At 41.6% G+C, this 25,744-nt stretch carries 23 protein-coding genes, 15 tRNA genes and 1 rRNA gene (1 of these 39 cut by a window edge); 2 read left to right on the forward strand and 37 right to left on the reverse strand.

Annotation, left to right across the window (positions count from 1 at the left end; genetic code table 11):
• Window positions 1-80: 80 nt before the first annotated feature.
• Window positions 81-1,235, reverse strand: coding sequence for a D-alanyl-lipoteichoic acid biosynthesis protein DltB (gene dltB, locus DV740_RS07510; protein ID WP_117841687.1), 1,155 nt, complete (start codon window positions 1,233-1,235; stop codon window positions 81-83).
• Entirely contained in the window at window positions 1,232-2,770 is a 1,539-nt protein-coding gene (gene dltA / locus DV740_RS07515) for a D-alanine--poly(phosphoribitol) ligase subunit DltA (RefSeq protein WP_118087791.1), read from the reverse strand. Before dltA ends, dltB begins: the two co-directional genes overlap by 4 nt.
• A gap of 259 nt (window positions 2,771-3,029) precedes the next feature.
• Between dltA and DV740_RS07520 the strand changes: the two genes are divergently transcribed.
• Together DV740_RS07520 and DV740_RS07525 are read left to right on the forward strand one after the other, a co-directional pair.
• On the forward strand, window positions 3,030-3,281 hold the full coding sequence (locus DV740_RS07520; RefSeq protein WP_117841841.1) for a kinase to dihydroxyacetone kinase: 252 nt from the start codon (window positions 3,030-3,032) through the stop codon (window positions 3,279-3,281).
• A 49-nt stretch (window positions 3,282-3,330) separates the two neighbouring features.
• Window positions 3,331-3,410, forward strand: a tRNA-Leu gene (locus DV740_RS07525).
• Between the two features lie 69 nt (window positions 3,411-3,479).
• On the opposite strand, the gene DV740_RS07530 is transcribed toward DV740_RS07525, so the two are convergent.
• The 35 genes from DV740_RS07530 to DV740_RS14960 all read right to left on the reverse strand — a co-directional run.
• Complete coding sequence (locus DV740_RS07530) at window positions 3,480-4,301, reverse strand: hypothetical protein (protein WP_118087792.1); 822 nt, start codon at window positions 4,299-4,301, stop codon at window positions 3,480-3,482.
• Between the two features lie 110 nt (window positions 4,302-4,411).
• Window positions 4,412-4,930 (reverse strand): RNA polymerase sigma factor, encoded by a 519-nt coding sequence (locus tag DV740_RS07535; RefSeq protein WP_118087793.1) that lies wholly within the window; start codon window positions 4,928-4,930, stop codon window positions 4,412-4,414.
• A gap of 101 nt (window positions 4,931-5,031) precedes the next feature.
• Window positions 5,032-7,584, reverse strand: coding sequence for an ABC transporter permease (locus DV740_RS07540; protein ID WP_158561538.1), 2,553 nt, complete (start codon window positions 7,582-7,584; stop codon window positions 5,032-5,034).
• Window positions 7,577-8,284: an ABC transporter ATP-binding protein gene (locus tag DV740_RS07545; protein ID WP_022243468.1), complete on the reverse strand. Its 708-nt coding sequence runs from the start codon at window positions 8,282-8,284 to the stop codon at window positions 7,577-7,579. The genes DV740_RS07540 and DV740_RS07545 overlap by 8 nt, the downstream gene beginning before the upstream one ends.
• The gene (locus tag DV740_RS07550; RefSeq protein WP_118087795.1) at window positions 8,260-9,180 is read right to left on the reverse strand and encodes a sensor histidine kinase; all 921 of its coding nucleotides are present in this window, start codon (window positions 9,178-9,180) and stop codon (window positions 8,260-8,262) included. Before DV740_RS07550 ends, DV740_RS07545 begins: the two co-directional genes overlap by 25 nt.
• Complete coding sequence (locus DV740_RS07555; protein ID WP_118057257.1) at window positions 9,168-9,836, reverse strand: response regulator transcription factor; 669 nt, start codon at window positions 9,834-9,836, stop codon at window positions 9,168-9,170. Before DV740_RS07555 ends, DV740_RS07550 begins: the two co-directional genes overlap by 13 nt.
• A 188-nt stretch (window positions 9,837-10,024) precedes the next feature.
• The gene (locus DV740_RS14955; protein WP_199534938.1) at window positions 10,025-10,924 is read right to left on the reverse strand and encodes an HNH endonuclease; all 900 of its coding nucleotides are present in this window, start codon (window positions 10,922-10,924) and stop codon (window positions 10,025-10,027) included.
• A 77-nt stretch (window positions 10,925-11,001) separates the two neighbouring features.
• A complete protein-coding gene (locus tag DV740_RS07565; protein WP_118087796.1) occupies window positions 11,002-11,490 on the reverse strand; it encodes a pyridoxamine 5'-phosphate oxidase family protein in 489 nt (162 codons plus the stop codon).
• Window positions 11,487-11,675 (reverse strand): hypothetical protein, encoded by a 189-nt coding sequence (locus tag DV740_RS07570; protein WP_118087797.1) that lies wholly within the window; start codon window positions 11,673-11,675, stop codon window positions 11,487-11,489. The genes DV740_RS07565 and DV740_RS07570 overlap by 4 nt, the downstream gene beginning before the upstream one ends.
• Window positions 11,676-11,946: 271 nt before the next feature.
• Window positions 11,947-12,019: transfer RNA gene (locus DV740_RS07575), tRNA-Lys, on the reverse strand.
• Window positions 12,020-12,089: 70 nt separating this feature from the next.
• Window positions 12,090-12,161 (reverse strand) — tRNA-Gln (locus DV740_RS07580).
• A gap of 36 nt (window positions 12,162-12,197) precedes the next feature.
• Window positions 12,198-12,271, reverse strand: a tRNA-His gene (locus DV740_RS07585).
• Between the two features lie 46 nt (window positions 12,272-12,317).
• Window positions 12,318-12,391, reverse strand: a tRNA-Arg gene (locus DV740_RS07590).
• A 22-nt stretch (window positions 12,392-12,413) separates the two neighbouring features.
• Window positions 12,414-12,484 (reverse strand) — tRNA-Gly (locus DV740_RS07595).
• A gap of 6 nt (window positions 12,485-12,490) precedes the next feature.
• Window positions 12,491-12,565: transfer RNA gene (locus DV740_RS07600), tRNA-Pro, on the reverse strand.
• 124 nt (window positions 12,566-12,689) lie between these two features.
• The gene (locus tag DV740_RS07605; RefSeq protein WP_117947593.1) at window positions 12,690-13,199 is read right to left on the reverse strand and encodes a metallophosphoesterase family protein; all 510 of its coding nucleotides are present in this window, start codon (window positions 13,197-13,199) and stop codon (window positions 12,690-12,692) included.
• A 13-nt stretch (window positions 13,200-13,212) separates the two neighbouring features.
• Window positions 13,213-13,812 carry an XTP/dITP diphosphatase gene (locus DV740_RS07610; RefSeq protein ID WP_022243474.1) on the reverse strand — a complete coding sequence of 200 codons (600 nt, stop codon included), beginning with the start codon at window positions 13,810-13,812 and terminating at the stop codon, window positions 13,213-13,215.
• A 1-nt stretch (window position 13,813) separates the two neighbouring features.
• The gene (locus tag DV740_RS07615) at window positions 13,814-14,893 is read right to left on the reverse strand and encodes an N-acetylmuramoyl-L-alanine amidase family protein (RefSeq protein WP_117698550.1); all 1,080 of its coding nucleotides are present in this window, start codon (window positions 14,891-14,893) and stop codon (window positions 13,814-13,816) included.
• A gap of 11 nt (window positions 14,894-14,904) precedes the next feature.
• Window positions 14,905-16,584, reverse strand: coding sequence for a lectin like domain-containing protein (locus tag DV740_RS07620; protein ID WP_242994246.1), 1,680 nt, complete (start codon window positions 16,582-16,584; stop codon window positions 14,905-14,907).
• Window positions 16,585-16,616: 32 nt separating this feature from the next.
• Window positions 16,617-17,774 (reverse strand): THUMP domain-containing class I SAM-dependent RNA methyltransferase, encoded by a 1,158-nt coding sequence (locus DV740_RS07625; protein WP_118057254.1) that lies wholly within the window; start codon window positions 17,772-17,774, stop codon window positions 16,617-16,619.
• A gap of 63 nt (window positions 17,775-17,837) precedes the next feature.
• Window positions 17,838-18,128 carry a rhodanese-like domain-containing protein gene (locus DV740_RS07630; RefSeq protein WP_117698510.1) on the reverse strand — a complete coding sequence of 97 codons (291 nt, stop codon included), beginning with the start codon at window positions 18,126-18,128 and terminating at the stop codon, window positions 17,838-17,840.
• A 115-nt stretch (window positions 18,129-18,243) separates the two neighbouring features.
• Window positions 18,244-18,420, reverse strand: a complete 177-nt coding sequence (locus DV740_RS14785; protein ID WP_158561539.1) for a hypothetical protein — start codon at window positions 18,418-18,420, stop codon at window positions 18,244-18,246.
• Between the two features lie 359 nt (window positions 18,421-18,779).
• Window positions 18,780-21,149 (reverse strand): Crp/Fnr family transcriptional regulator, encoded by a 2,370-nt coding sequence (locus tag DV740_RS07635; RefSeq protein WP_118087798.1) that lies wholly within the window; start codon window positions 21,147-21,149, stop codon window positions 18,780-18,782.
• A 54-nt stretch (window positions 21,150-21,203) separates the two neighbouring features.
• On the reverse strand, window positions 21,204-21,647 hold the full coding sequence (locus DV740_RS07640; protein ID WP_117841676.1) for a DUF1700 domain-containing protein: 444 nt from the start codon (window positions 21,645-21,647) through the stop codon (window positions 21,204-21,206).
• Window positions 21,648-21,686: 39 nt separating this feature from the next.
• The gene (locus tag DV740_RS07645; RefSeq protein WP_117698507.1) at window positions 21,687-22,295 is read right to left on the reverse strand and encodes a hypothetical protein; all 609 of its coding nucleotides are present in this window, start codon (window positions 22,293-22,295) and stop codon (window positions 21,687-21,689) included.
• Between the two features lie 79 nt (window positions 22,296-22,374).
• Window positions 22,375-23,316, reverse strand: coding sequence for an NAD(+) diphosphatase (gene nudC, locus DV740_RS07650; RefSeq protein ID WP_117841675.1), 942 nt, complete (start codon window positions 23,314-23,316; stop codon window positions 22,375-22,377).
• Window positions 23,317-23,391: 75 nt separating this feature from the next.
• Window positions 23,392-23,465 (reverse strand) — tRNA-Arg (locus DV740_RS07655).
• A 31-nt stretch (window positions 23,466-23,496) separates the two neighbouring features.
• Window positions 23,497-23,580 (reverse strand) — tRNA-Leu (locus DV740_RS07660).
• A gap of 3 nt (window positions 23,581-23,583) precedes the next feature.
• Window positions 23,584-23,656 (reverse strand) — tRNA-Val (locus DV740_RS07665).
• 4 nt (window positions 23,657-23,660) lie between these two features.
• Window positions 23,661-23,734: transfer RNA gene (locus tag DV740_RS07670), tRNA-Asp, on the reverse strand.
• A gap of 20 nt (window positions 23,735-23,754) precedes the next feature.
• A tRNA-Ile gene (locus DV740_RS07675) sits at window positions 23,755-23,828 on the reverse strand.
• A gap of 6 nt (window positions 23,829-23,834) precedes the next feature.
• Window positions 23,835-23,907: transfer RNA gene (locus DV740_RS07680), tRNA-Thr, on the reverse strand.
• A 75-nt stretch (window positions 23,908-23,982) separates the two neighbouring features.
• Window positions 23,983-24,054 (reverse strand) — tRNA-Glu (locus DV740_RS07685).
• Between the two features lie 30 nt (window positions 24,055-24,084).
• Window positions 24,085-24,156: transfer RNA gene (locus DV740_RS07690), tRNA-Asn, on the reverse strand.
• A gap of 203 nt (window positions 24,157-24,359) precedes the next feature.
• Window positions 24,360-25,744: ribosomal RNA gene (locus DV740_RS14960) — 23S ribosomal RNA — on the reverse strand (it continues 1,633 nt past the right edge of the window).

Genomic DNA, 25,744 nt, shown 5'->3' on the forward strand with positions numbered 1-25,744 from the left:
ATCTCCTTTTTCTCTTTCTATTTTTCTTTGCAAACGATTCTGCATCTAGAATTTTTCTTCTATATATAAGTTGGGATAACCTAAATTGTAATAAAATGTCCTGAGAAAATCAGGAAGCCAAACATCACCAGATTTAATGTGATTCCCCATGATGCCAGTGCATACCAGGTTTTCTTCTTATATTTCTTATAGAACTTCGACTTCTTCTGATAGATTTCCGTAACTGCCAGCAATATGCCATGATAGAGTCCGTACAAAATATAATGCACCGTCAGACCATGCCACACCCCCATCACCAGCATATTGATAAGAAAGCCTGCTGCCGCACCATTTAATCTGCTTTTAAACCATTTTTTGTGCATGGATAACATCATAAATCTGGAAAAGACAAAATCCCGAAACCACTCGGACAGGGAAATATGCCACCTTGCCCAGAATTCTTTCATATCCCGGCTGATAAACGGTTTCTTAAAGTTATCCGGTACGCAGATGCCAAGCATATAGCCGGTTCCCACTGCCATCAGACTGTATCCCGCAAAATCAAAAAACATATAAAAACCATAGCTGTATGCATAACAAACCATATTCCCTGCTGTCCGGTTCATGAACTGATTCATAATCTGATAGAAGAAATCCGCAAATACGAATTTATATGCTGCTCCTAAAACAAGCTTCTGTAAACCAATTCCAAACCGCTCAAGATATTCTCTTCTTCCCGGCACATTATGATAATCCTCCAAGAATCTTCTGCTCCGGTCAATGGGGCCGCAGCTAAAGGTTGGAAAGAAGATTAAAAATGCTGAAAAATCAAGGATTTTCACCTCTTCTATGGTGCCATCATAAAGTTCAATGATAATCTGCACCACCCGGAACGTAAGGTAAGAAATTCCGGTAAACTGAAAAAGATTCATCTCCTTTAACCATGGAAGGTCACATAGTTTACATAATGCAAGTGGCAGGATGGAAAGCAGCACAAAACTGCGATAAAATGCTGCCTTTCTTCCATATTTCTTTCTTATGCATTCATATCCTCTGACCAGCATCCATTCAATCAGAAAGTATCCTGCGAAATACGCAAGCGCCGTCAGATTTCCGCCTAACACGCAGACAACCATTACACCAGATACGATAAGGTTATACCAGCGCAGGCTCCTTTCCATACAGCCAAGAATCAATGCAAAAAGCAATAACAGAATCAATGTGCCAAAGAATGGTGCTCCGCTGTAAAAACTCATTCTGCCAGACCTCCAAGATATTTTCGGTCTGCCTTGCCATGGTTATTCATTGGCATGGTTTCTATATATTTTATTTTCTTTGGAATCATATAAACCGGAAGGAATTCCTTCAGACCGTTTTTTACCTGTCTTGAAATCTCAGATGCTTTCTTTCCTGCCATCTGTGCTCCTGTCACAAATGCCGTCAGGCTCTTTACCTTTCCTTCTTCCAGATTCGGCACTACGACTGCATGGTCAATCTGAGGAAGTCTTACCATGTTATTTTCAATATCTTCAATTTCAATGCGGTATCCATGCAGCTTCACCTGCAAATCGATTCTTCCATTATAATAAAGCTGCCCGCCTTTTAAATATCCGGCATCTCCGGTCTTATAACCCCGGTAAGCTTTTCCATCACGGATACAATGGAAAAATGCCTTCTTTGTCAAATCTGCTCTCATATAATAACCACAGCTTACCGTATCTCCGATAATAATAATCTCGCCCTGTTCACCTTCCGGTAACGCTTTTCCGGCTTTATCCCAGATTTCGATATAAGTTCCCGGCTTTTCATGGCCTACCGGAAGGGATTTGCCCCGGGCAATGGTCTCCTGCAATAACTTCTCTGTTATAGTCACATCCGTGACTGCCACCGTAGATTCTGTCGGACCATAAGTATTGATAATAACTGCCTCTGGGAAACGTTCCTTTAACTTCTCTACCGTAGCTGTAGTAAGCACTTCCCCACAGAATAAGAAAAGTTTTAAGGCTTCAATCTTTTCCCCACAGAAATTCCGGTCTGCCAGACACATATCTGCAAAAGACGGTGTGGATACCCAGATTTCAATTTCTGACTGTTCTAAGAAGCCCAACATTTCACTGTAGTCACTCTGCATCTTCTTATCCATGGTATAAAGCGTTCCGCCACAGACCAGGGAAGTGTATAAATCCATTACCGATAAATCAAAAGAAAATGGTGCCTGATTCATAAAATGTGCACCGCCCTTTTCTTCCATGGTGCTGCCTAACTGCACCGACCAGTCAAGATAATGGCTGAGGCAGTCTCTTGTAATCTCTACACCCTTAGGCTTTCCGGTGCTTCCGGAAGTAAATATGATATACCATACTTCATCTTTGGTCAGAGGCTGTAGCACATCGGTCTCGTTTGTCTCCTGTTTTACGATTTCTTCTATCTTCTCTTTTCCGATTACCATTCCGATTTCTGTCTGATAATCACCTTCTACCACAAAGGTCAGTTCCGGTTCTACGCTTAATACGGTCTCATCCACCCGGCTTACCGGAATGCAGATATCCTGCGGCACATAGCTTCTACCTGCCTTGGCACAGGCAAGGAAGCATACCACCATATACGGGTTCTTATGTCCATATACAATAACCGGCCGCTTACGGTCCTGGCTGTTCTTTGCAATCCATACTGCAAGCCGGTTGGAATATTCTTCTAACTCCTCATAAGTCAACTTTTGTTCTCTGCTTTGCACTGCACACCGCTTCGGATGTGTCAGGGCAGTTTCTCTGATGTTCTTTAAAATATCCATATCATCCCTCTTTTCTTTTTTCTAGGGACAACTATAGCACAATAAAATCACAAGAATATCACAGTTACGAATTCTTAAAGAACATTAATCTTTGCTTAGGCAGTTCTTAAAGAAATCTAAAACTTTCTACTTGGTTAATCTGTCTCAACAAAGTCCTGCTGCTTTATGAAATACTTTCTTCTCTCACTGCGTTATGCTATACTGTGTTTGAAATTTATTCCTGATAAAAGGGAAATAGACAGAAAGAGAGGATTCGATGATGTTAGAATTCAGATATGACACTCAGCTCTTAATTGAAGGGGAAAATCTTGACGAGGATGCAATTAATGATTACTTTACTGAAAATTTCAAAGGAGACTGCCTTCTGGCAGTTGGTGATGAAGAACTGATTAAGATTCATTATCACACCAACGAGCCTTGGAAGGTCTTAGAATACTGCGCAGGTCTTGGTGAAATCTATGACATTGTAGTAGAGGATATGGACCGTCAGGCACGGGGGCTTCAAGGTTAATCTACACTTGACATGAACTGCATTTTTATATTATTATAGTTCTTGTCTTGCGGGCATGGCGGAATTGGCAGACGCGCTAGATTTAGGTTCTAGTGGGAGACCGTGCAGGTTCAAGTCCTGTTGCCCGCAGTCCAACCCAAAAAACGGTTCAGGATAATTCCTGAACCGTTTTTTATTATGCCTTCACAGGTATTTCCACTACTGCTTCCCAGTCTCACAGATAGAAGAAAGATTTAAGCTGTCATAAATTGCATGGCTTTCTTCTTCCGAAAAATCTCCCCGCAATGTCAGAACGAAATCACTATATTCCGTAATCATGCGGGCATAGGTAATCGTATAGCCGCTGTCTGCTGTTTGACTGGTAATGGTCAGTGTCACACCATCTGCTGTGGTATAAGTGCCGGTGCTGTCATAAGCTTCTTTAAAAATATAATCATCCTCATTTGTTATATCCGATACTTCATACTGGATAGACACCGCCTGACTGTCTCCCTTCCGGTAACTGGCAAAGAATGCTCCCTGGGAAAAAGTGTCTGCATCCCTGGAATCATAGCAAAGCTGACAGGCTTTTTCACTCCAGAGTGTTGGATAATTTGCTTCTATATAAGAAAGGTCAATGCCAATATTCTGGTCTTTAAAAGCATCGCTTAATTTCGGATAGACATAACCCACCTCTATTTTGCCATCAATCTTTTCTTCTGCCTTCAAGCTCCATAAATCATCCTTGGTTCCTTCGGTAACGGTTCCAACGAAATCAGAAGTTTGAATTAGTTCCTCTGTCCGGTCTGTCACCTTGCTGTCTGCAAAATCAAGATTTTCTCCTGAAAATTCTTCATAATGAATCGTTGTCTCTGTGGCATTTTCCATAAATTCCGTTTCATTATCAATAATAGCAATCTGTTTTTGTGCAAGGATCCGCTCTGCCGCATATACACCACAGCCGGTGACTAAAACAAGAAGCGCCACAGCCGCTGCTGTCTGTGCCATTTTCCATGGTTTCTTCGTTTCCTTCTTCCGCATAGGTACAACCTCCTTTTGGGTTGACTGGTTTAAAATCCTCTCGTTGAGTTCTTCCGAGGGAATATCAGTTGCTATAAGGGAGTTGTGTAATAAATCATCTAAGGTTGGTTTCATATGATAAAATCCTCCAATTCCTGCTTCAGATATCTACGTGCACGCATCAGTTTACTTTTCACATTACTGATAGAGAGGGACAGCTTTTCTGCAATCTCAGCCACTTTGAAATCTTCCATATAGTATAGAAGAATCACGATGCGAAGCTGCTCCGGCAATTTGTATACAGCCTTCCACACGGCTTCCTGCTCTTCTTTGCTTACCATATGCTGCTCTAAGTTTTCATCTGTTGAAAATGCTTCCAGTCCCTGCTCCTTCGATAAGGGAATCTCCGCTGCAATCCTCTTTCGCCAGGCAAATTTCCGCTTCCGGTTCTGCCAGAGCTTTATGGTAATTCCAAGCAGATAGCTTTTGACATTTCCCTCTTCCTTCCAGTCCTCCTTCTCACACATTGCAAGAAAGGTATCCTGATAGAGTTCTTCTGCCTGTTCCCGGTTCTGTGTCAGCCGGATACAAAAGGAATAGATGTCCGTTCCGTACGCCTCAATGTAATGTTCCAGTAATTGTTTGTTCATGCTTCCATTCTCCCAGACCGCGCCGTCATTTATTTTGGGATGTTTCCCTTACACCTATATATTGTAATAACAGAAGAAACGGTTGCAGTGAAAGTTATTTTTTATTCTCCCACATGACGAATCCGCTCTACCAGAGTGCCATCTCCTTCCATGAATCTGCCTGCTGCCAACGGTACGAAAATGCACAGTGCAAACAGTGTCACTATCATGACAACCACTGGAATGACAGGGATGGAAAATGCTACCTTATGATAATTCATCCGCTGAAACAACAGCACATCAATGCCAAGTCCCACCGTTGCCGTCAGGAAAAACGAAATTCCCGCATAATACATCCCTTCTGTCAAAAGCAGCCTGCGCTGTTGTTTTCCGGTCATGCCAATGCTTTCTAATATTGCAATTTCCCGCCTTCTGCCGGATATACTGCCAAGCTCTGTATTAATATAATTCATCACACCGATAAATCCCAAAACTATAGCGATTCCCATTCCTAGCTGCCACATCTTCTGTTCTGCCGGCTTCTGCTCTTTGATGCCCTTTAACTTGCTGCTCCAGGTAATATCTTTTGCATCCTTAGATTCCTGTATCAGCTCTTTGACCTTCTTTTCTGTTTCCTTATCGTATTCCTCGTCATAAATCACCGATACCTTGTATGTCCACAGGCTCTCTGCCTTATCCTCTAAAAAAGAGTCACTGACTAAAATTATAATCGTCGGTCCCATGGCATTCGGGCCAAGATACGGACTGTCATCCTCCTGTATTCCCGCAACAGATAAACTTACCTCGCTGGGTCCACGATATGGGCTGTCATCCTTCTGCAGCCCTGCAACAGATGTGCTGTATTTCTTTGTTTCCTGCCCCGGAAAATAAAAGCTTATTTTCTTATTTTTGACATCCGCATTGGTATATCCCATATATTGCTGGCATAAAAGGCAGCTTTCCCCTTCCAAAAATGATTTTTCATCAATTGCCGTTTCGTTCTGCTGATTGATATAATGAAATGTTTTTTCATCGATTCCCACCACCAGTGCCATGAAATGTTCCGGATTCTGCTGATATTCTTCTCTTACATCGTCATATTTTATATACATCCACTGGTCATAGAAATCACGCATCCACTGATCCGAAAAATCCGGCTCCCAGGGTACGACGATTGTACTGTAATTTAATTTGTGGATTTCCTTTACTCCATCTATTTTGGAAAGTTTATCACAAAATGTGTCATCGAAAGGCTGTTTCCAGTCTGATGTATCAGCCACCATACTCTTATTGGTCAGTTCCATATCAGCATCCATATATTGTAACTCTGCCGTCCGTTTGCTCTGACTTCCCGCCAGCGTTACCACACATAGAAATACAGTCAGACTGGTTGATAGCGAAAGGATGACAAGGATTGTTTTCTTCTTCATCCGGCACAGCTGCTGCCATGCCAGACGGTAAGTAATATTTTTCCCGGTTCGTTTTTTCTTTCCGGTATAGACTACCTTCGAAGTCTGATATCCCAGTGCCTCCATGACAGAAATGCGCTCTGCTACTCTTACCGGCTTACGGCTGGCAATATAGACGGTTACTGCCATAATAGCAATCGTCAGCACCAGAAATTCCGGTTTTATCGTTACAGCCATCTTTTCTGAACGAAGTCCCAGTACCCGGATTGTTCCGGGAATCACAAGATAGGACGTCAGAAATCCTAAAACTATTCCCATTAAAATTCCGATTCCACTTAGAATAATCTGTTTCTGCCACAACAGCCGGTGCATCTGGCTTTCTGTCATTCCCACAGCACGAAGCAATCCATAATAGCGGATATTATCTTCTATGGATAAATACATGATATTGTAAATCAGTAAATAGGCACTGAGGCAGGTTAACATAATGATTCCTATCATCCCAAGAAAAATTCCCTTTACCTTATCACAGTCCCATGTTGTCTGAATGTTCTGCTTCCGTTCCAGATTTAGTTCTTCTTTCAGACGGTTCTCTATCCGGTCTGATGCAAACCAGAAGCGATATTGATAGTAGAGAATGCCACAGCCATAGTCTGCCTGACTGTAGCCTGCCTGTTCAAATACATCTTCTGTCACGAAACAGTTGGCAGTTTCTTCATAGTCATCTATAATACCCGTAATTTTCATAGGCTTTTCTACCTGGGTTCCATCTTTCTTCTGATAGCTTAAAAGCAGCGTATCTCCAATTGCAAAATTTTCCGACTTCCGCTTTTCCAATAGCGTCTTTGTAACCATCACCTCATCGGATGTCTCAGGATACCTTCCCTCCTGATGTAGAATGCCTGGCTGATGCATTTTCTCCCGGTAATTTTTATCCTCATATATGATAGAAATATTCTTTTCACCGATGCTTCCCAGCATAAATTCTGTAATTCCAACTACCTCAATACCAGGATCTGCTTTTACCATCTCTTCCTGCTCTTTTGTGACTCCGCCCATCAGAATTCCATCATAGAGTTCCCCCACAGAATGCAGCCGCCAGACATACTGCATATGCATGTAGGAAGCCCCTGTCTGCATAACCGTAAACAGCATCAGCACCGCCAATACAATTGCCACAAGATACAGGCTGTTTTTCTTTCTGTTGCTCCTTATGGAACGGACTGCCATCTTACGTATGACAGCCTGATTATTATTTTTAAGCATAGAGCTTTCGTTCCTTCCTGATTTTCCCATCTTCCATGTATACAATCCGGTCTGACAACTGCGCCACGTCCATGTCATGGGTAATCAGAATTGTAGTCTGCTGATATTTTCGTGCCACTGTTTTTAACAATCCCATAACATCATGGCTGGTCTGTGTATCAAGATTTCCCGTGGGTTCATCCGCTAAGAGAATAGCCGGCTTATAAGATAATGCCCGGGCAATTGCTGTTCTCTGCTGCTGACCGCCAGATAACGTACCCGGCAGTGCATCCCGCTTATCTTCTATTTTCAGTTGCCTTAACAATTCTTCTATATATGCCTTGTCCACATAACCTCCATCCAGCTCGATGGGCAGCACAATATTCTCATACACACTCAAATCAGGAATCAGGTTATAGCTTTGAAATACTACACCAACCTTCCTTCTTCGAAAGACTGCCTGCTCTTCCCTCGTCATTGATGCAAGGCTTTTCCCATCAATATAGACTTCTCCGGATGTTGGCACATCCAATGCTCCTAACATATGCAGCAGCGTACTTTTCCCGCTTCCGGACTTTCCGGTGATTGCCACAAATTCTCCCTCTTTTACGGTAAGGTTCACTCCATCTAAGGCTTTTACCGTATGGGTTCCCAACGGATAATATTTCTTTAACTCCTCTGTCCGTACTACTTCTTTTATTTCATTGGCAGATAAATGCAAAATTCTGCCCCCTTTCCACTTTCTGAATGCACTTCCATATAGCCGTCCTGCATCGTCACAATCTTTCGTGCCAGATACAGGCCAATCCCGATTCCATCCTCATCATGGACTTCCGGTTCCCGGTAAAACCTTTGAAAAATCTGTGCCTGATGTTCCGCAGGGATTCCCCTTCCGGTATCCCGGATGCTGATTTTTCCAAAAACCTCCTGTTCCATTACTGAAATATAGATGTTTCCCCCTTTTGGAGTATATTTCACTGCATTCTCTAAAAGATTAAAAATTGCTTCCTGTGTCCACTTGGCATCGCAAAACAGTTTCAATGTCTCCGGGCAGTCCACATGGACAGAAATCTCTTTTGCTTCCGCTCCCGGTACCACTGCCGCAACCGCTAGTCCTAACACTTCAAAAATCTTTGTGTCCTTTTCACATATTTCTATGATTCCGGTTTCCAGGCGCGAAAGCTTCACCAGACTCTGCATCAGGAAATCCAGCCGTTCTGTCTGTTTTATCAGCTTTCCAATACACTCCTGCCGCCGCACCTTATCTTCCTGTTCCTCTTCTAAAATTTCCAGATATATTTTAATATTCGCCATTGGCGTTCTACCCTGATGGGAAATATCAGAAATCAACTCTTTTATCTGTTCTTTTTCCTTATGGCTCTGTCGGTTCTTCCTGTTCCAAACATCCATAAGCTCCTGCAAATCCTGATAAATCTTATCCCAAAGGCTGTCCTTAAACTCCGCTTCATTTCCAATGTCTTCGCCTGCTTTCATCAGCGTCAGACACCGCTGTAGTTCTTCCGTAAAATCATAGATTTCCTTCTTCTGCCGATACAGTCTGACTAGAAGATAACTTATCACAATGCCACAGCCTGCTATTATTCCTATCGCAACCATTGATATCCCATCCCATATACATTTGAAATATATTTGTGTTCCGCATCCTCTATCTTTCCACGGAGCCGGTTCACATTGACTGCCAGTGTGTGTCGGTCCACATATGCTTCATCACAGTCCCACAATTGCTCTAACAGCACATTATAAGAAAGCAGCTGTCCTGCATGTTCAATAAATAAGCGTAACATCCGAAATTCTGTAGGTGTTACCATGCACTCTTTCCCCTCTATTTCTACCTTGACCCGGTCAAAGTCTATCCGCAGATATCCATCTTCATAAATATTTCTTGGATTTTCCGTCTCCCGTTTTAAAATGACCGCTATCTTCTTTAGCAGAATATGTATGGAAAATGGCTTTGTCACATAATCCTCTGCTCCCAACTCATACCCGGATAACACATCTTCTTCCAAATCTCTTGCCGTAAGAAACATGACCTTCACTTTCCTGTGCTCCATAATCCATTTACAAAAGCCAAAGCCCTCTCCATCCGGAAGATTTACATCCAGTATCATAAGCGAATATTCCTGCTGCAAACCCGCAAGCTTTGCCTCCTGAATGGAGTAGGCACTTTCTGTCTCATACCCTGCCTGCTGCAGTGCAAAGCAAATTCCCTGGTTCAGTTCCCGGTCATCTTCCACTACTAATATTCTATCCATCTTCCCTAAACATCCTTTTTCTTATCTGTTGTCATTCGTTTTTTTCTTTCTTACTTTTCCCCGGTTCATTCCTATGTCTCATTATACAAATGCTTCCTACGTCGCGCAACGAATAGATTGTCACAGTTTTGTGATAAATGATTGAGGATAGAAAAAAGCAGGAATTCTTAGAATTCCTGCTTTCACTTTTAGTTTACACCATTTGGGTCATATTTATCACTTTTTCCAAGATTGCATGAATCACAAAGTGTTCTTAAATTCTCCGGCACTGTTTTTCCACCCTTTGATACTGGTATTATATGATCTACATGCAGTTTTACACCATCATCTGCACTTCTCCCACACAGAGCACATTTAAACCCATCTCGTTTTAAAATGTCATATCTCAAAGATTCTGTCATCAATGTTCTTTGATATGCTTTACTTTCACGGCGTTCAATTTGTTTTTGAACACTATTATAGTGTAGCTCTAATTGTTGAAAAGAATACCTTTCTTCATCAGAATAATAATTTCGTCCTTTTGGACTTGTATACTCAATCTGATATAAAAAGTCTGGTTCAGTAACTGGAGATAATATATTCTTTTGTACTAACTTTTCCTCAAACAACTTATAAATTATATATGGTACTCTATTTTTCCGTGCCTCTTCCTTAGTTGTATTTGGAGCAATTTCTTTAAGTTCGCATTTATACTTCTCCAATAATTGAGCATTGGTATGAGCCTTTTCGATTATATCTTTTATATACTCTATACGTTGTTGAATATATTGATTAAACTGATTATCATAATTAAATCTATCAAATTGAGCTTTTGTTTTTAAATCTTTTTCAACTATGTATTGATTTTGTAAATCAAGATGAAAATCAAAATGTGTATTCAACTCATTTAAATCATGACACCTCTTACTGGTTCTTGCCACTATTTTTTGACAATATTTAGAAATAATTGTACCAAGAATCCACACTAACAACAAAATTCCTACTATTATAAGAATAATCTCCCAAAGTGGAAATATATATCCAAATATATTATAATTCGATTTAAGCAATTGCTCTATAGCTTGTGTTATATCCCATAATACTTCCATAATTTATCTTATCCTTCCTCATATTTTTCTAATACAATATTCTAAATAGTTTCCTCACTATAGGCATCTACATATCTCTACTTTTTCAACCCTTCCGGAACCGGCCTTCTTTTTGCACTGAATTCACTTACATCAATCCGAATCACATTGACAATGGATACCAGTTCTTCATTAAAAGTAAAATCTCCTCCGGTCTGGCATTTCATCAAAATAGAAAGTGCCTGCATTTTCTCATTTACATCCTCTACAATAACAGCTTTCCCTTTTCCCACAACACAGGAATAGGAATTGCCATACTGGCATGCCACCTTTCCTTCAAATGGCACCACATCACACTCCATTTCAAAGCATACCTTCGGATTTTTCTCTATTAAATCATACTTATATCCCTTCTTTGCTCCATGAAGGTAAATCACCATTTTTCCAGCTTCATAGGTATAGCCGTAATTCATCGGTAACACATAAGGCTGGTCACCATCCACAAGTCCGATATGCACAATCTTGCAGGCATCCATAATCTTAAGGATTTCATTTATATCTGTTACTTCACGTTCTCTTCTTGTCATGCTTTTTCTCCTCCAAGTACATCAAACATATCTTTCTTTTCTTCTATGCACTGTAATAAAACTGCTAAATATTCGTCTTGTTCATTAAACTCTAATTCTATTTCTCCATTTGGGTCATAACCAAAAATACCTTCATACTCTTCTCTTGCTTTTTTTAATTCATCTGTTTCTTTTCCATAATACATTATTTCATCTTCCTTTCAATCTTTATATGTTTCTCCAAAGATTTTTGAAAGCCTTCCTAACACCTCATTATCTCAATCATAAAGCATTCTACCTAATTACGCAAACGCTTCTTTTTCTCCTTTTGAAGATGAAATGAAGATGAAGGGGTTCAAAAATGCCCTTGAAGATGGGGTGAAGATGAATATTTAGGCTTACTTAGCACTACTTCCGATTACTCACAAAAATGGCGGAAATACTGTATTTATCAGCATTTCCGCCATTTTCAACGACTGAGACATCGGGGATTCGAACCCCGGACAACTTGATTAAAAGTCAAGTGCTCTACCAACTGAGCTAATATCCCATACATATTTAGTTCGATAAGTGCTCTTTCCAAATCCTTTTGGAATCCTTCAAGATACATCGCAACTTAACTGGGCTAGTTGGATTCGAACCAACGTATGCAGCAGTCAAAGTGCTGTGCCTTACCGCTTGGCGATAGCCCATCAATTTTACAAAAGATGCTCTAACCATCGCATCAAGGTGGATACAGGGATTCGAACCCTGGGCCTCCAGAGCCACAATCTGGCGCGCTAACCAACTGCGCTATACCCACCATAAGATTCCGGCCATCAGGCGGTCTCTCTTCCCTCTCGGGAAAATGTGCTCGAAGGGATTCGAACCCCCGACCCACGGCTTAGAAGGCCGTTGCTCTATCCAGCTGAGCTACGAACACATATCTAATTTTCCAATTAGAAAGCGGGTGATGGGAATCGAACCCACGTATCCAGCTTGGAAGGCTGGTGTTCTACCATTGAACTACACCCGCATGAAGTCGGGGTGACAGGATTCGAACCTGCGACCTCCTGGTCCCAAACCAGGCGCTCTAGCCAAGCTGAGCCACACCCCGTCAACGCTATTTAAATTTCTTTTTCCGTGACGCAAGACATATTATATTATAGCATATACCAATTGTCAACATTTATTTTCAAATTTTTTCAAAAAATTTTTACAACTCCGAATCTTGCCCCAATTTATAAAGGTTTTTTTGGTTTTTCTTCTTCAGAAAGATATTTGAGCTGATAGTCCGGAGTACCATTTGCGTCGATTTCCATCACGATATAAGACGGCAGATGTCCATCCTGACGAGGATATGATGTGCTGCCCGGATTCAATGCCACTACACCATGATCCTTTTCTATAAGCGGTCTGTGGGTGTGTCCGAACATTACAATATCCATGCCTCTTCCCCTTGCCTCTTTCTTGATATCCTCCAGGCCGGCAGAAACATAATAGTAGTGTCCATGGGTAATCAATGCCTTTAATCCTCCGATTTCAATTTCCTTTTCTTTCGGAAGTTCAGAGAAAAAGTCATTATTTCCTGCCACAATGTCCAGTGGACATCCTGCCAGTTCCGCAATATAGTCCTCATAACCTTCTGCATCTCCCAGATGAATCATACGGTCAAAAGGTCTTTCTTTTTCCATAATCGTTATCAGATTTGCATGTTTCTTATGGGTATCACTTACTATCAATACTCTCATCTTTTATCTTCCTTTATGATAAACCTTTTCCCATGAGTGCTTCTTTCATTGCGCGTAATGCTTTTCCACGATGGCTCATTTCATTCTTCTTATCCGGTGGCAAGCTTGCTGTTGAGCAGTTATATTCATCCACATAAAAGATTGGATCATAGCCAAATCCATTTTCACCCTGAGGCTCAAATCCAATATATCCCTCAATTGTCTCACGGGTTACCAGTGTTTCTTTATCCGGTAATACAGCCGCAATTGCACATACAAAGCGTGCGGTTCGCTGTTCCTTTGGTACTCCATTCAGACGGTCCAAAAGATTCTGGTTCTTTATGGTATAAGAGGTATCTTCTCCCATATAACGGGCAGAATATACACCCGGTTCCTTATTCAGATAATCAATTTCCAGACCAGAATCATCAGCTAAAACAATAGCATCTGTATATGCTGCCACAGCTTTTGCCTTAATCAGTGCATTTTCTTCAAAAGTAGTTCCATTTTCTTCAATATCCACGCTGATTCCGGCTTCTTTCATAGAAAGAATCTCTACATCAAGATCCGATAAAATCATGCGGATTTCTTTCATCTTGTCCTTGTTTCCTGTTGCAAATATTATTTTATTCATCTTAATATCCCTCCTGGAATGCCCGGTAAATTGCATTATAAATTGCCTGTGCTGCCTCTTTCTGATATGCTTCATCATTCAACCGGTTCAGTTCATCCTGATTTGTCATAAAGCCTACTTCTATCAATGCTACCGGCATCTCTGCTGTTCGTATAATATAAATCTCGTGTCCTTTTACAATTCCCTTACTGGTACTTCCTAACGCCGCTGTCATTTCTTCTAAGCAAATCTGGGCTAACTGCATACTTCCATTTTCCTCAGATGCCTTCTCTTCATCATACATGACTGCTGTTCCGTTGATACTGGACATTCTTCCGCTCTTGGTAGAATTATTATGTACGCTGATAAAGAGGTCTGCCCCGGCTTTGTTTGCCATATCTACACGCTGTTCAAGACTTGGATTGCTGTCATCCGTTCTCGTATAGTAGACTCCGACGCTCTCATCTCCTGCTTCATCAAATAATTCCTTTACTTTAAGCACTATAGCAAGGTCAATATCTTTCTCATTAATGCCCTGCTTTGTAGCTCCCGGTGCATTTCCACCATGTCCTGCATCTATTACCACAACTTTATCATAGACTTCATGTGGTGTCAAAAAATCCATATAAATATAATGCTCGTCAGATGTCTTTTGTAATTCCACCACACTATCTAAAGAGATCTCAATTACACCATATTCCGGCTCACTTTCATAAGTCAGATTATCTATATGATAGCTCTTTCCTATCATGGGATAGTTATAAAGATAATTCTCATCTGCTCCCGGAATTTTAATGATAATGGTCTGGGTCAGATAGTCATTTTCTACGCTGACATCTTCCGGTGTCACATTTTCCGGTAACGCAATACGAAGCTGCTGGTCAAAGCTGATGCCCTCCTGGCTGTCTACATTTGCCGTATTATACTGCAGCATTTCCAGCGCATCCATATTTTCCTTGCGCTCGATGGCTTCCTGTGCCCGAAGTTCCCTGTTTTCCTCTGCCCGGATATGAAGTTGTGGAAAAAACAGCAGCGTTCCTGCCACAATAATGCTTATGGCAGTAATAATCACGGTAGCTGCTTTAATAACTTTCTCTTCCATCCCGCTCTGACTTACCTTTCTTTTGCATATGCTTTTATACAAAGATTTGCAGACTGGGTTTCTTCTACATTTTCCCAGTTTTTGCCGTTGGTACTGATATATCCCTCTCCATCGGAAAGATCTACGTTTCTGGTTGATTCATCTGCCTTATATTCAATTGCCATTGGATGCACGGAATCCGGAGTCTTTATCATCAGTACAATGGCAAATTTTTCTCCCTTGTTCACTGCAATTTTCTTATCAAAAGTAACGGTATAGAAACCTGCATTATCAAACTTTCCGGAAGCTACTTTCTGCCGTTTGGACAGACTTTCCCTTCCATCATAGTCCTTTACTACATATACTTCATATTCCGTATTTTTCCCGGTTGCATAGAAGCCTGCTGCCTCTAAATTTTCATTGCTTTCCGCTGTATATACATTTGCTCCATAAATGGTATCACGGTTGTATCCCAGCTGACCGACCCAGCCACATAAATCGGACTGATAAATCATATCATAATTATCGGTATCTTCTACTCCGGTATAAACCAGATTGTGAATTCCTACATTGGTATCATAATAAGAGACATAGAATACTCCATTGTCTCCAAAATCTTTTCCCCAGCTGTTCTGGCAGATAAATGCACCGTCTCCCTCTAAATCTCCCGGGAAATTCTCTTTCGCATAACTGTCATCCCAGCCAATAATCGCCACATCATGATTCGGCTTTTCTGAACCAACATAGCAATAAGAATTGGTCTCCTGATTAAAATATTCGGAACGGCTGTTGACATTCTGCAATGTACTGTAAATAGAAGTCTCGACTGCACCATATTTAAAAACTGCCTCTTTAATCTTCTCCAAATCCTTGCTTTCAATAATCTGTGCTTCCTGCACATGTTTGACCGGAGCTAAATTCTTTGTCAGCTCACCGTCATATGGGTCGTCCTTTTCCAATACAGGACCCTGCCATGCAGTCAGATATGCCAGACTCATAGTATACTCCCCACCATCATTCTGTCCTAAGCCAAAACTGTTTCCAAGACTCATGTTATCGGTGGAAAATATATCATTTTCTTCCGGAAGCAGCATGGATTCCAGTGCTGCCAGAGAAGATGCAGCCCAGCAGGTTCCCTTATTTCCCTGGTTCTTCACCTGCGGTGCTCTTCCTTTCTCCCGCAAGTCATAATGAGATGGCAGAATGCTTGTCTCAGAAGAAGTATTCACCACCACTGCTTCATTTTTATTAACATCCCATGCATAAGAATAACCAAGCTTCGAGGCAATGACCTCTGCCGGCACATAATAACGGTCATCAATCCGTGTCAATGTAGAAGAAAATTTCTCCTTCTCATCATTTATCTGTACTTCCTGGTCATCTAAGCTCATCCACAAGCTGTCTGAATATTTTTCTATCAAAAGAGCCGTGTCATCGTAAAGATGCACGCTGCAGTTATAACTGTCCCGGATCAAGTCCAATGGTACCATCAGATTCAGATTTTCATCCATATAGATTCCATTGTCCTTGTTGGTATATACTTTATTATCAATCGCTACCGTAAGATTCTTCTCATTGATGCTTTTTGCAATCAGAGGGTTCCAGTCGCTGCTCTGCAAATCTGCACCACGGAACTGTCCGATTTCTTCGGTTACACCCTTAAAATTGGCAAATTTCAGTATCAATGCAAGAACTAAAAGTAACGTGAACACTACATATCTCTTAGAATAACGTACTTTTTCCCTCACTCTTTTGTCCCTTTCCGTTTTGGTGGCTTCGGTCCCATGAACTGATAGAAATATGTCTTTAACATTCCATTATAAATCTTGCGGTTTTTATCCGGTTTTCTTCCGATATCCTTTGGTGCATTCTCATAGCTGGTAATCAGGTACATAGACCATGAATCCAGCCTTCTGTATGCCTCACCAATTGTCTGGTATAATTCCGGCAATGCCGCCTTTTCTTCCAATCGCTCACCATATGGCGGATTGGATATGATAAAACCGTATTTTTTCGGATGGTTCAACTGGCTTACCGGTCTCTGCTGGAAATGAATCATGCCATCCACACCGGCACGCTTTGCATTTTCTCTTGCTGCACGCACAATTTCTTCATCAATATCATATCCCTGGATATCCACCTTAATATTGGTATCCACCATTTCCTGGGCTTCATTTACTGTATCGTACCAGAGCTGACGCGGTATCAGGTTTGTCCACTGCTCTGCTAGGAAACTACGGTTCATGCCCGGTGCTATATTGGCTGCAATCATTGCTGCTTCAATCGGAAATGTTCCACTTCCGCAGAATGGATCTACTAAAATTCTGTCCTTATTCCATGGTGTCAGCATTATCAATGCTGCTGCAAGGGTCTCTGTGATTGGTGCCTTACTGGTAAGAGTCCGGTAGCCTCTCTTATGTAAAGATTCTCCGGAGGTATCTAATGCTGCCATTACTTCATCCTTCAACAGGAAAATTCGTACCGGATAGGATGCACCACTTTCTTCAAACCAATTGGTATGATATTTCTGTTTCAGCCGTTCTACCATTGCCTTCTTAACAATAGACTGGATGTCTGACGGACTGAACAATTTACTCTTTATGGAAGAAGCCTTGGTGACCCAGAATTTACCATTTTCCGGAATATACTCTTCCCATGGAAGTGCCTTGATTCCTTCAAATAATTCATCAAATGTCTCCGCTTTAAATTTTCCTACCCGAAGCAGCACACGCTCCGTTGTACGCAGGAAAATATTTGCACGGCAGATTGCCTCTGCATCACCAATGAAAGTCACTCTTCCATCTTCCACCTCTGAGATTTCATATCCCAGATCATATATTTCTTTTTTCAAAACTGATTCTAAGCCAAAATGACATGGCACTGTTAATTCGTATGTTTTCATATGTTCTTTCTCCATTATCACTACTATCTTATCTGTTCTAAATGACACTGTCAATGTTCTTTTCTATCCATTTAGTGCATTTAGGCCTCCAATCAGAGTATATATCTGATATCCCTGCCGCGTCAGTCTTTTTGCTGCATACATACTTGTATTTCCATACTCACAACACAGCAGTATCTTGCGATTTTTCGGCAGCTTATGCTCCCAGTGTTCTATCTCATCATAAGGATAACAATGGGCATTTCTCAAATGAAATACCTGAAAATCCTCCCTGCTTCTCAAATCAACAATATATATCTGTGGATCATCTTTTAGTTTCCATAATTCCGCTACACTGATAGCCGTAAATCTCATATGCCATCTCCCCCAAAAATCTCCTGACTTTTTCTGCTATAAAAAAACAGATTACAAAGTGTTCCTTGTAATCTGTTTCTTATTTTAATATATGCAGTTTTTCAATAAGATTGACCTAGTAATTACATTTGTTGGATGTCTTGTTATCCGCCTTATTATCACTTCTGTTGCTGGTCTTATTGCCTGCTTTGTTGCCGGTTTTGTTATCCGCATTTTCAAAATCATTATCAGCATTCATTGTGCGGTTTACATTGCTTGTTTTGTTTTTTGCATTATCTGCATTTTTTGCCATAATATCGCCTCCTTTTTTTATCAGATACTTTTTCTTTTGATTCTCTGATACAGTGATATTATTTCTTAATTTCTTATTATTATTCTCATTTGCATTGCATTTTAAAAACTTTTATATTATAATTTTTTTCGTATAAGAATTGTTTTTTTATACAGTTATACCCCTTATTAATTATTTATACTCCCCTCAAGAAAGCCACAGGAATCCTAAGATTCATGTGGCTTTCTTATTTACGCGAGTAGCGAGAAAAATCTGGGAGAAAAGAAGGAGCCAAGCTCGCTTGAGCAAACTTCTTTTCTACTCAGATTTTGCGAGCACCGCGATAGCTCGCAAAACGTATTTCTCGTAGTTATTGTTCTTTACATATTATAGAAATTCATATTTTCCTGCAGTTCCATATTCATCTCGCCGCCGTTCTTCTCATATCTGGTACGGAATCCATCGATATGACGCAGTTTACGTTCCTGGAATATTTTAAACCGGCTAATCATATCCTGATACATCGGGTTTGCCTCTAATGCATCCCTGTATTTCTTGGCAAACGGACAATAACGGAACAGAATATCCCTTGCTACACGGTTCAGGCGGAAACTGCCGCCTGCCTCGTATTTAATCCATCCGATATAATCAGAAATAAATACTTCACGATAGTTATTCTTTGACTTCCAGAGTGTATTCTTAATCTTCTCCTTTGCCTCTGTGGATAAATCACGATTTTTCCGATAGTACTGGATATAATCACAATATTCTGAAGTTAGGGATTTCTCTGTAATATCATTCCAACGCATTCCCTGTATCTTACGGCACATTTCCCAACGGAATCTTCCGCAGGTCTCTATCATCATATCCTGCAGGCTGTAGATAGTCATAACCGGGAAAACAAATCGGGCGGATGTATCACGTTTTACTCCGGCAGTCTCCTGCCACATCATTGCTTTCATTCCCACATTCGGCATCAGAATAACATCTGGAAATACTTCTTTTTGCACCGGTTCAGCATTTACACCATGCATCGGATCTGAAAAAATCACTTCACGGTAGAACAACGAATAATCAACTTCACGGACTTTTTTGATTGCCTCCTCAATCCGCTCTGCAGTCACCAGCATCTTCTCTGCTTCCTGCACCATGTCATGCTTGCTCAGAATCGGACAGAAGGTACTTACTTTTCCATAAGTTGCCCGGTTCGTTGACACAAACATATTATTCATCTCATATTTGGTCTTTTCCCAGCAGTCTGTTTTCAACCGCTCCATTCCTGCTGCATCCAGCTTACCCATCCGCTTCTGCTCTGCCAGATATCCATTATAATCCAGGTCAAATTCATTCCGGCTTGGTTCATTCTTTCCTTCATAGATGCTCTTTAGCCACTCAAACATGGTATAGACATGGTCGCTTTTACACTTGAACAGTTTATCTGTCAAATCATAAAGTTCATTAGCGGTATCTTCTCCTACCATTCCCACATCCATAAATCCAAAATTCAAAAACATCTGAATAACCGGGTCTAGGTCATCCGCATCTTTCATGGCATGCTTAAATACATTTTTATAAGTAGCATAGAATAATGCTGTCAACTCTTTCCGAAGTTTTCTCGTTTTCTCATCATTATCAAAATTATCCGGAATTGCATCATATTCATGCATTTTGCTTCGAATTTTATGTACATCCTCTGCTGCCACTCCTGCATATTCTAAGATATGTACCAGACAGTCCTCTGTTTCTTCTTCCTCTTCTCCATCGGTTTCCGCATATTCCTGTTCCAGTAAATCTTCCGTTCCCTGAACCAGCTTATCCTCTGCCTGCGGCTTTGGTACTTCACCAATCAGTTCTCCTGCAAAGTTATATATTGCATCTGCCTTTATCTTTATATTGCTAAAATCATAAGTCTGATATTCCGTAATTCGTTTGTCCCGTTCTCCTGCATCTCCCAGACGGTTGTCCTTGATAAACTGTAACAATGGCTCTATTGCCTGTCGTATTTCCCCGATGTCAGCTCCACTTGCTGCTGCACGGGCTGCCATGTCAAAATAAAGCTGTAATAAATCCATTCGATTGGTATCCAGATACAGATTTACATGCTCCTGTAAATATTCTTTTGCATGGTCAATCTCTCTTACCGCTTTGCACATAGCTCTTGCTGCCTGCATAATCTGTCCCGTCAGCAAATCCTCTTTCTGCTGAAAGAAATCCATAGTTCCACTATTCCCAAGTTCTGCCAGTTCATGGAAATAATCCGCTTCCCATTTCGGTGCCATATTGGTTCTTACATAAGGCTGCAGGCTCTCTATTCTCCGGAAACTTTTCTCCTGAATGCAATATTTTCTACATAACTCCTGATATTTCTGATACATTGCCAGTGCAAAGCTATAATATTTTTCTGTACTGTTTTGAAATCTCTGGTTTCGTCCAAGCATATGGTCTGCCTCACGAATTGCCACAGATAAAAATGCTGCTGCATATTTCGGCTGACTGATAAATATCTTACCAAAGTCCTCCGGAGCATGATAATGAAACGGATAAAGTGTTACATCATCCGCTGCCACATAATCTGCTATATATTCTTCTTCTGCACAATCCATCAGACCTATTATATTACCGCTTCCAATCTGCACTTCTTCCAGCTTAGACACCTGTCTCACTGTTCCATGAATTACCATATACAGTGCATTTACCGCTGTTCCATGCTTGATAAAGCATTTCCCTGCCGGGACCTTAATCATTGCCATAACACCAATTCCTCTGTTATTTCTATATTAAAATTACTTTATTATACTTGCTTATTAAAATCTTTTGTTCATACCCATTGCTATAAATAAAAAGAAAATGATTGCTACCGGAAGCAGAACCGGAAGTAAAAATGCAACTACCTGTGCAAGCAGAATTATAAGCAAAATTACAAACAGAAATACTGCCGCTAATATAAGCCAGATTCGAATTTTAATCTTCTTAAAAGAATACTCTCCGGAAGCTGTTTCCTGCCCATCCATTCCCTTTTGTGGTTCTGCTGTAGTTTTCTCTGCCGTTGCATTTTCTGCATCAATTATGCTTTTTGCAAGAAGTCTTGGATTTCCTAATTCTGCAATTACTTCAGCCTCCGTCTTTCCTTTATGAGATTCTGTAAGAATATATTCTTCATAATAGCGGAGATTATCATTCACCGCCTGCTGGCTTACCCTTCCCTGCAAAGCCTTTCTTAATTCTGTTAGGAATTCCTCTCTTGACATTTATTTTCCTCAACTCTTCTATTCCATTACTTTTTTGCTTTATTTTTTTATATAGTAGGAATTAGTTATTCTTCCGCTATAAATCAAATAATCAATTCCTACGCTTGTGCCAGAACTGCTCTCACGTTTAATCCAGTCTCCGTCACGCGTATAAGTTCCTTCCGATACATCTCCATTATCATCCTGTACATAAGTTCCATCCGCTTTAAAGGTAATGGAATATACCACATTATTACTATTCTTAAATGTACAGGTAGCATCAAAAGTATCTCCATCCGGTATCTCACCTTCATATAAATAATCTTTTGCAATCAGGTATTTTCCCTGTTTTACAAGATTCTGTACATCGCCACCATCGGAGGTCAGTGTAAGCTTATTTCCATCCATGACAAATGTTCCTGATGCCAGCTCTACTGCCTTGTCTCCCACACTGATATTCTCTTTATAAGTATTATTCTTTTCATTAAATGTAATTTCAAAAACAGTCGATGAATTATCGCTTGACATAATTTCACATGAATAAGTTCCAAGACTTCCACTATCCTTTGTCTTTACAGCAATTACCGCTACAATGGCTACTACTATAATAAGCACTGCTGCAAGAACTGATGTAAGCTTTGCATTCGCCTTTTTACTCTCATTCTTCATTAATAAATCAGTCCTCTCTGAAAAGATTTTTCACTTCTATATCATATATTTTTTATGCAAAACTGTCAAGAAAATGTAGTTATTGCAAACATTTTTCGCCATTCTGATAGAAATTCTCCATCATCTCCCTGGTAAGACTGATTTTATCATCCATGCCTGCAACCTGTTCTCTTGGTACCCATTCTGCCAGTGAAAGTTCGTTCTTATCTAAAGTAATGGCATCTGTTCCTTCCACTCTGGCATAAAATCCCATCAGAAGATTGGAATCAAAGCCCCATGGCTGACTCTTATAGTATACAATATCCTTTACTTTCAATCCTACTTCTTCCATGACTTCCCTGCGAACTGTCTCTTCCGCAGTTTCGCCAATTTCTGTAAAACCTGCAATCAATGCGTATTTCTTATATTCCCTGTCTGAATATTTTGTCATCAATATTTTATTATCGTATATTACTCCCACAATTACTGCCGGAGCAATTTTCGGATAAACCATATTGCCACAGCATGCACAACGCATCATCCGCTCCTTCGTATCCGGCTGCAATTCCTTTCCGCATCTGCCACAATAACGGTTATCCCGATACCACACATACAAATGATATGCCGTTGCCGCAGCAAAACAATCTTTCTTTGAAACTGTTTCCCGCAGGCTGCGAATCGTAACCCATTCCATATTTCCAATATTATGGTTCTGCTTTTTGCTCTGCCTATTGACCTGCTCATCAAGCTGCTTTTCTACCTCTTTTTCTGCTTCTTCCTTTGTCCATACATTCAGCAGATAATACTGTACATCATCAATAGAAAACAGATATTGCAATCTTTTGTTACCGAATCCGTCAGCCTCTTGTTCTGTCTCTTTTATAAGTTCTTTTGAAAACTCTTTTATATAGAAGAAACTGATTTTAGAATCTTTTTTTACCAGGAGTTTATTTCCCGAAAATAAAAATACGATATCCTTATCCCGGCATTCTCTCTGTTGATATTCATTGTGAAATTTCATTGGTGCAATATCCTGTATCATACCTGCGCCACCCTTTTTTATATAATAAAAAGACCCCAAATCTCTGCTAAACAAAGATTCAAAGTCCTTTTTCCACGTGCGTGAGAAGATTCGAACTCCCGACACCTTGGTCCGTAGCCAAGTGCTCTATCCAGCTGAGCTACACGCACATATTAAATTATTACATACCATCGGTATGAATGCCCGCGACCGGAATCGAACCGGTACTGTGTCACCACAACAGGATTTTAAGTCCTGCGCGTCTGCCAGTTCCGCCACGCGGGCATATGGGACCTACAGGGCTCGAACCTGTGACCCTCTGCTTGTAAGGCAGATGCTCTCCCAGCTGAGCTAAGATCCCAAAACGACCCAAGCGGGACTCGAACCCGCGACCTCCGCCGTGACAGGGCGGCGCTCTAACCAACTGAGCCATTGGGCCAAATAAATTTAAAATAAAAGTGGACCTTCGGGGACTCGAACCCAGGACCGACCGGTTATGAGCCGGTTGCTCTAACCAACTGAGCTAAAGGTCCATATAAAGCCGATGATCGGACTCGAACCGATAACCTGCTGATTACAAATCAGCTGCTCTGCCAATTGAGCCACATCGGCGTATGCCTTCTGCAGACTATGAACCCAGCCTTTCAGCCAATCTTGCAGTTTACAATCCATGAGTTTTCACCCAAGTGACTCCGACGGGAATCGAACCCGTGTTACCGCCGTGAAAGGGCGATGTCTTAACCGCTTGACCACGGAGCCATATATTATTTATCAATGTTGATAAAAAAACTCCCCGAGTAGGGCTCGAACCTACAACATCACGGTTAACAGCCGTGCGCTCTACCATTGAGCTATCGAGGATTATGAATAGGCTATGCTATTTACATTGTATGGAAGTTTTGAAGTATGTCCTTAGGCTTTTGAAATAAACTAAGATGGTCATCTCAAACGCTTCGCATTTTCGATGTCATTTGCAGGCAAATGTTCGTCCGGCTTAAGAGCTGTTTCCGCAGATAAATCTGCTCCACATCTCTTCATCCGTCCTACCATCTTACTGCTTTTTCCAGTTCGGGAGCTGGCTAATCATTGTCAGTCGAGGTGTGCAATGGCTGCTTCCACCTCTGCCCTATCTACCTGATACTCTTTCAGGGGTCTTACTGTCTTATAGACAGGGACATCTCATCTTGGGGGGGGCTTCACGCTTAGATGCCTTCAGCGTTTATCCCTTCCGGACTTGGCTACCCAGCTATGGATTTGGTATCCAGCTGATGCACCAGTGGTCCGTCCAGCCCGGTCCTCTCGTACTAAGGCCAGCTCCCCTCAGATATCCTACGCCCGCGCCGGATAGGGACCGAACTGTCTCACGACGTTCTGAACCCAGCTCGCGTACCGCTTTAATGGGCGAACAGCCCAACCCTTGGGACCTGCTACAGCCCCAGGATGCGATGAGCCGACATCGAGGTGCCAAACCACTCCGTCGATGTGAACTCTTGGGAGTGATAAGCCTGTTATCCCCAGGGTAGCTTTTATCCGTTGAGCGATGGCAATCCCACTTTATGCCACCGGATCACTAAGTCCTACTTTCGTACCTGCTCCACCCGTCGGTGTCGCAGTCAAGCTCCCTTCTGCCTTTGCACTCTTTAAATGGTTTCCGACCATTCTGAGGGAACCTTTGAGCGCCTCCGATACCCTTTCGGAGGCGACCGCCCCAGTCAAACTCCCCGCCTGGCATTGTCCCACCGCTGGTTCACAGCGGCTGGTTAGAAACCCAATACTGCAAGGGTGGTATCCCAACAGCGACTCTGTTAAGACTGGCGTCCTAACTTCTTCGTCTCCCACCTATCCTGTACATGCAGTACCGAATCCCAGTACCAAACTGGAGTAAAGCTCCATGGGGTCTTTCCGTCCTGGCGCGGGTAACCAGCATCTTCACTGGTACTTCAATTTCACCGGATGTATTGTCGAGACAGTGCTCAAATCATTACGCCTTTCGTGCGGGTCGGAACTTACCCGACAAGGAATTTCGCTACCTTAGGACCGTTATAGTTACGGCCGCCGTTTACTGGGGCTTAAATTCAAAGCTTCGCTTGCGCTAACCTCTCCTCTTAACCTTCCAGCACCGGGCAGGCGTCAGCCCATATACTTCACCTTTCGGTTTTGCATAGACCTGTGTTTTTGCTAAACAGTTGCTTGAGCCTATTCTCTGCGGCCTGATTTCTCAGGCACCCCTTCTCCCGAAGTTACGGGGTCATTTTGCCGAGTTCCTTAACAATACTTCTTCCGTCGGCCTTAGGATTCTCTCCTCATCCACCTGTGTCGGTTTACGGTACGGGCACATATGGCACAATAGCGGCTTTTCTCGGCAGCCGGTCCGCATGCTTCGCTACTCTGGTTCGCTCCACATCACAGCAAGGACTTTTGTGTGCGGATTTGCCAGCACACCATCCTC

The organism is Roseburia sp. AF02-12, from assembly GCF_003461765.1.
Classification (GTDB): Bacteria; Bacillota; Clostridia; order Lachnospirales; family Lachnospiraceae; genus Roseburia_C; species Roseburia_C amylophila.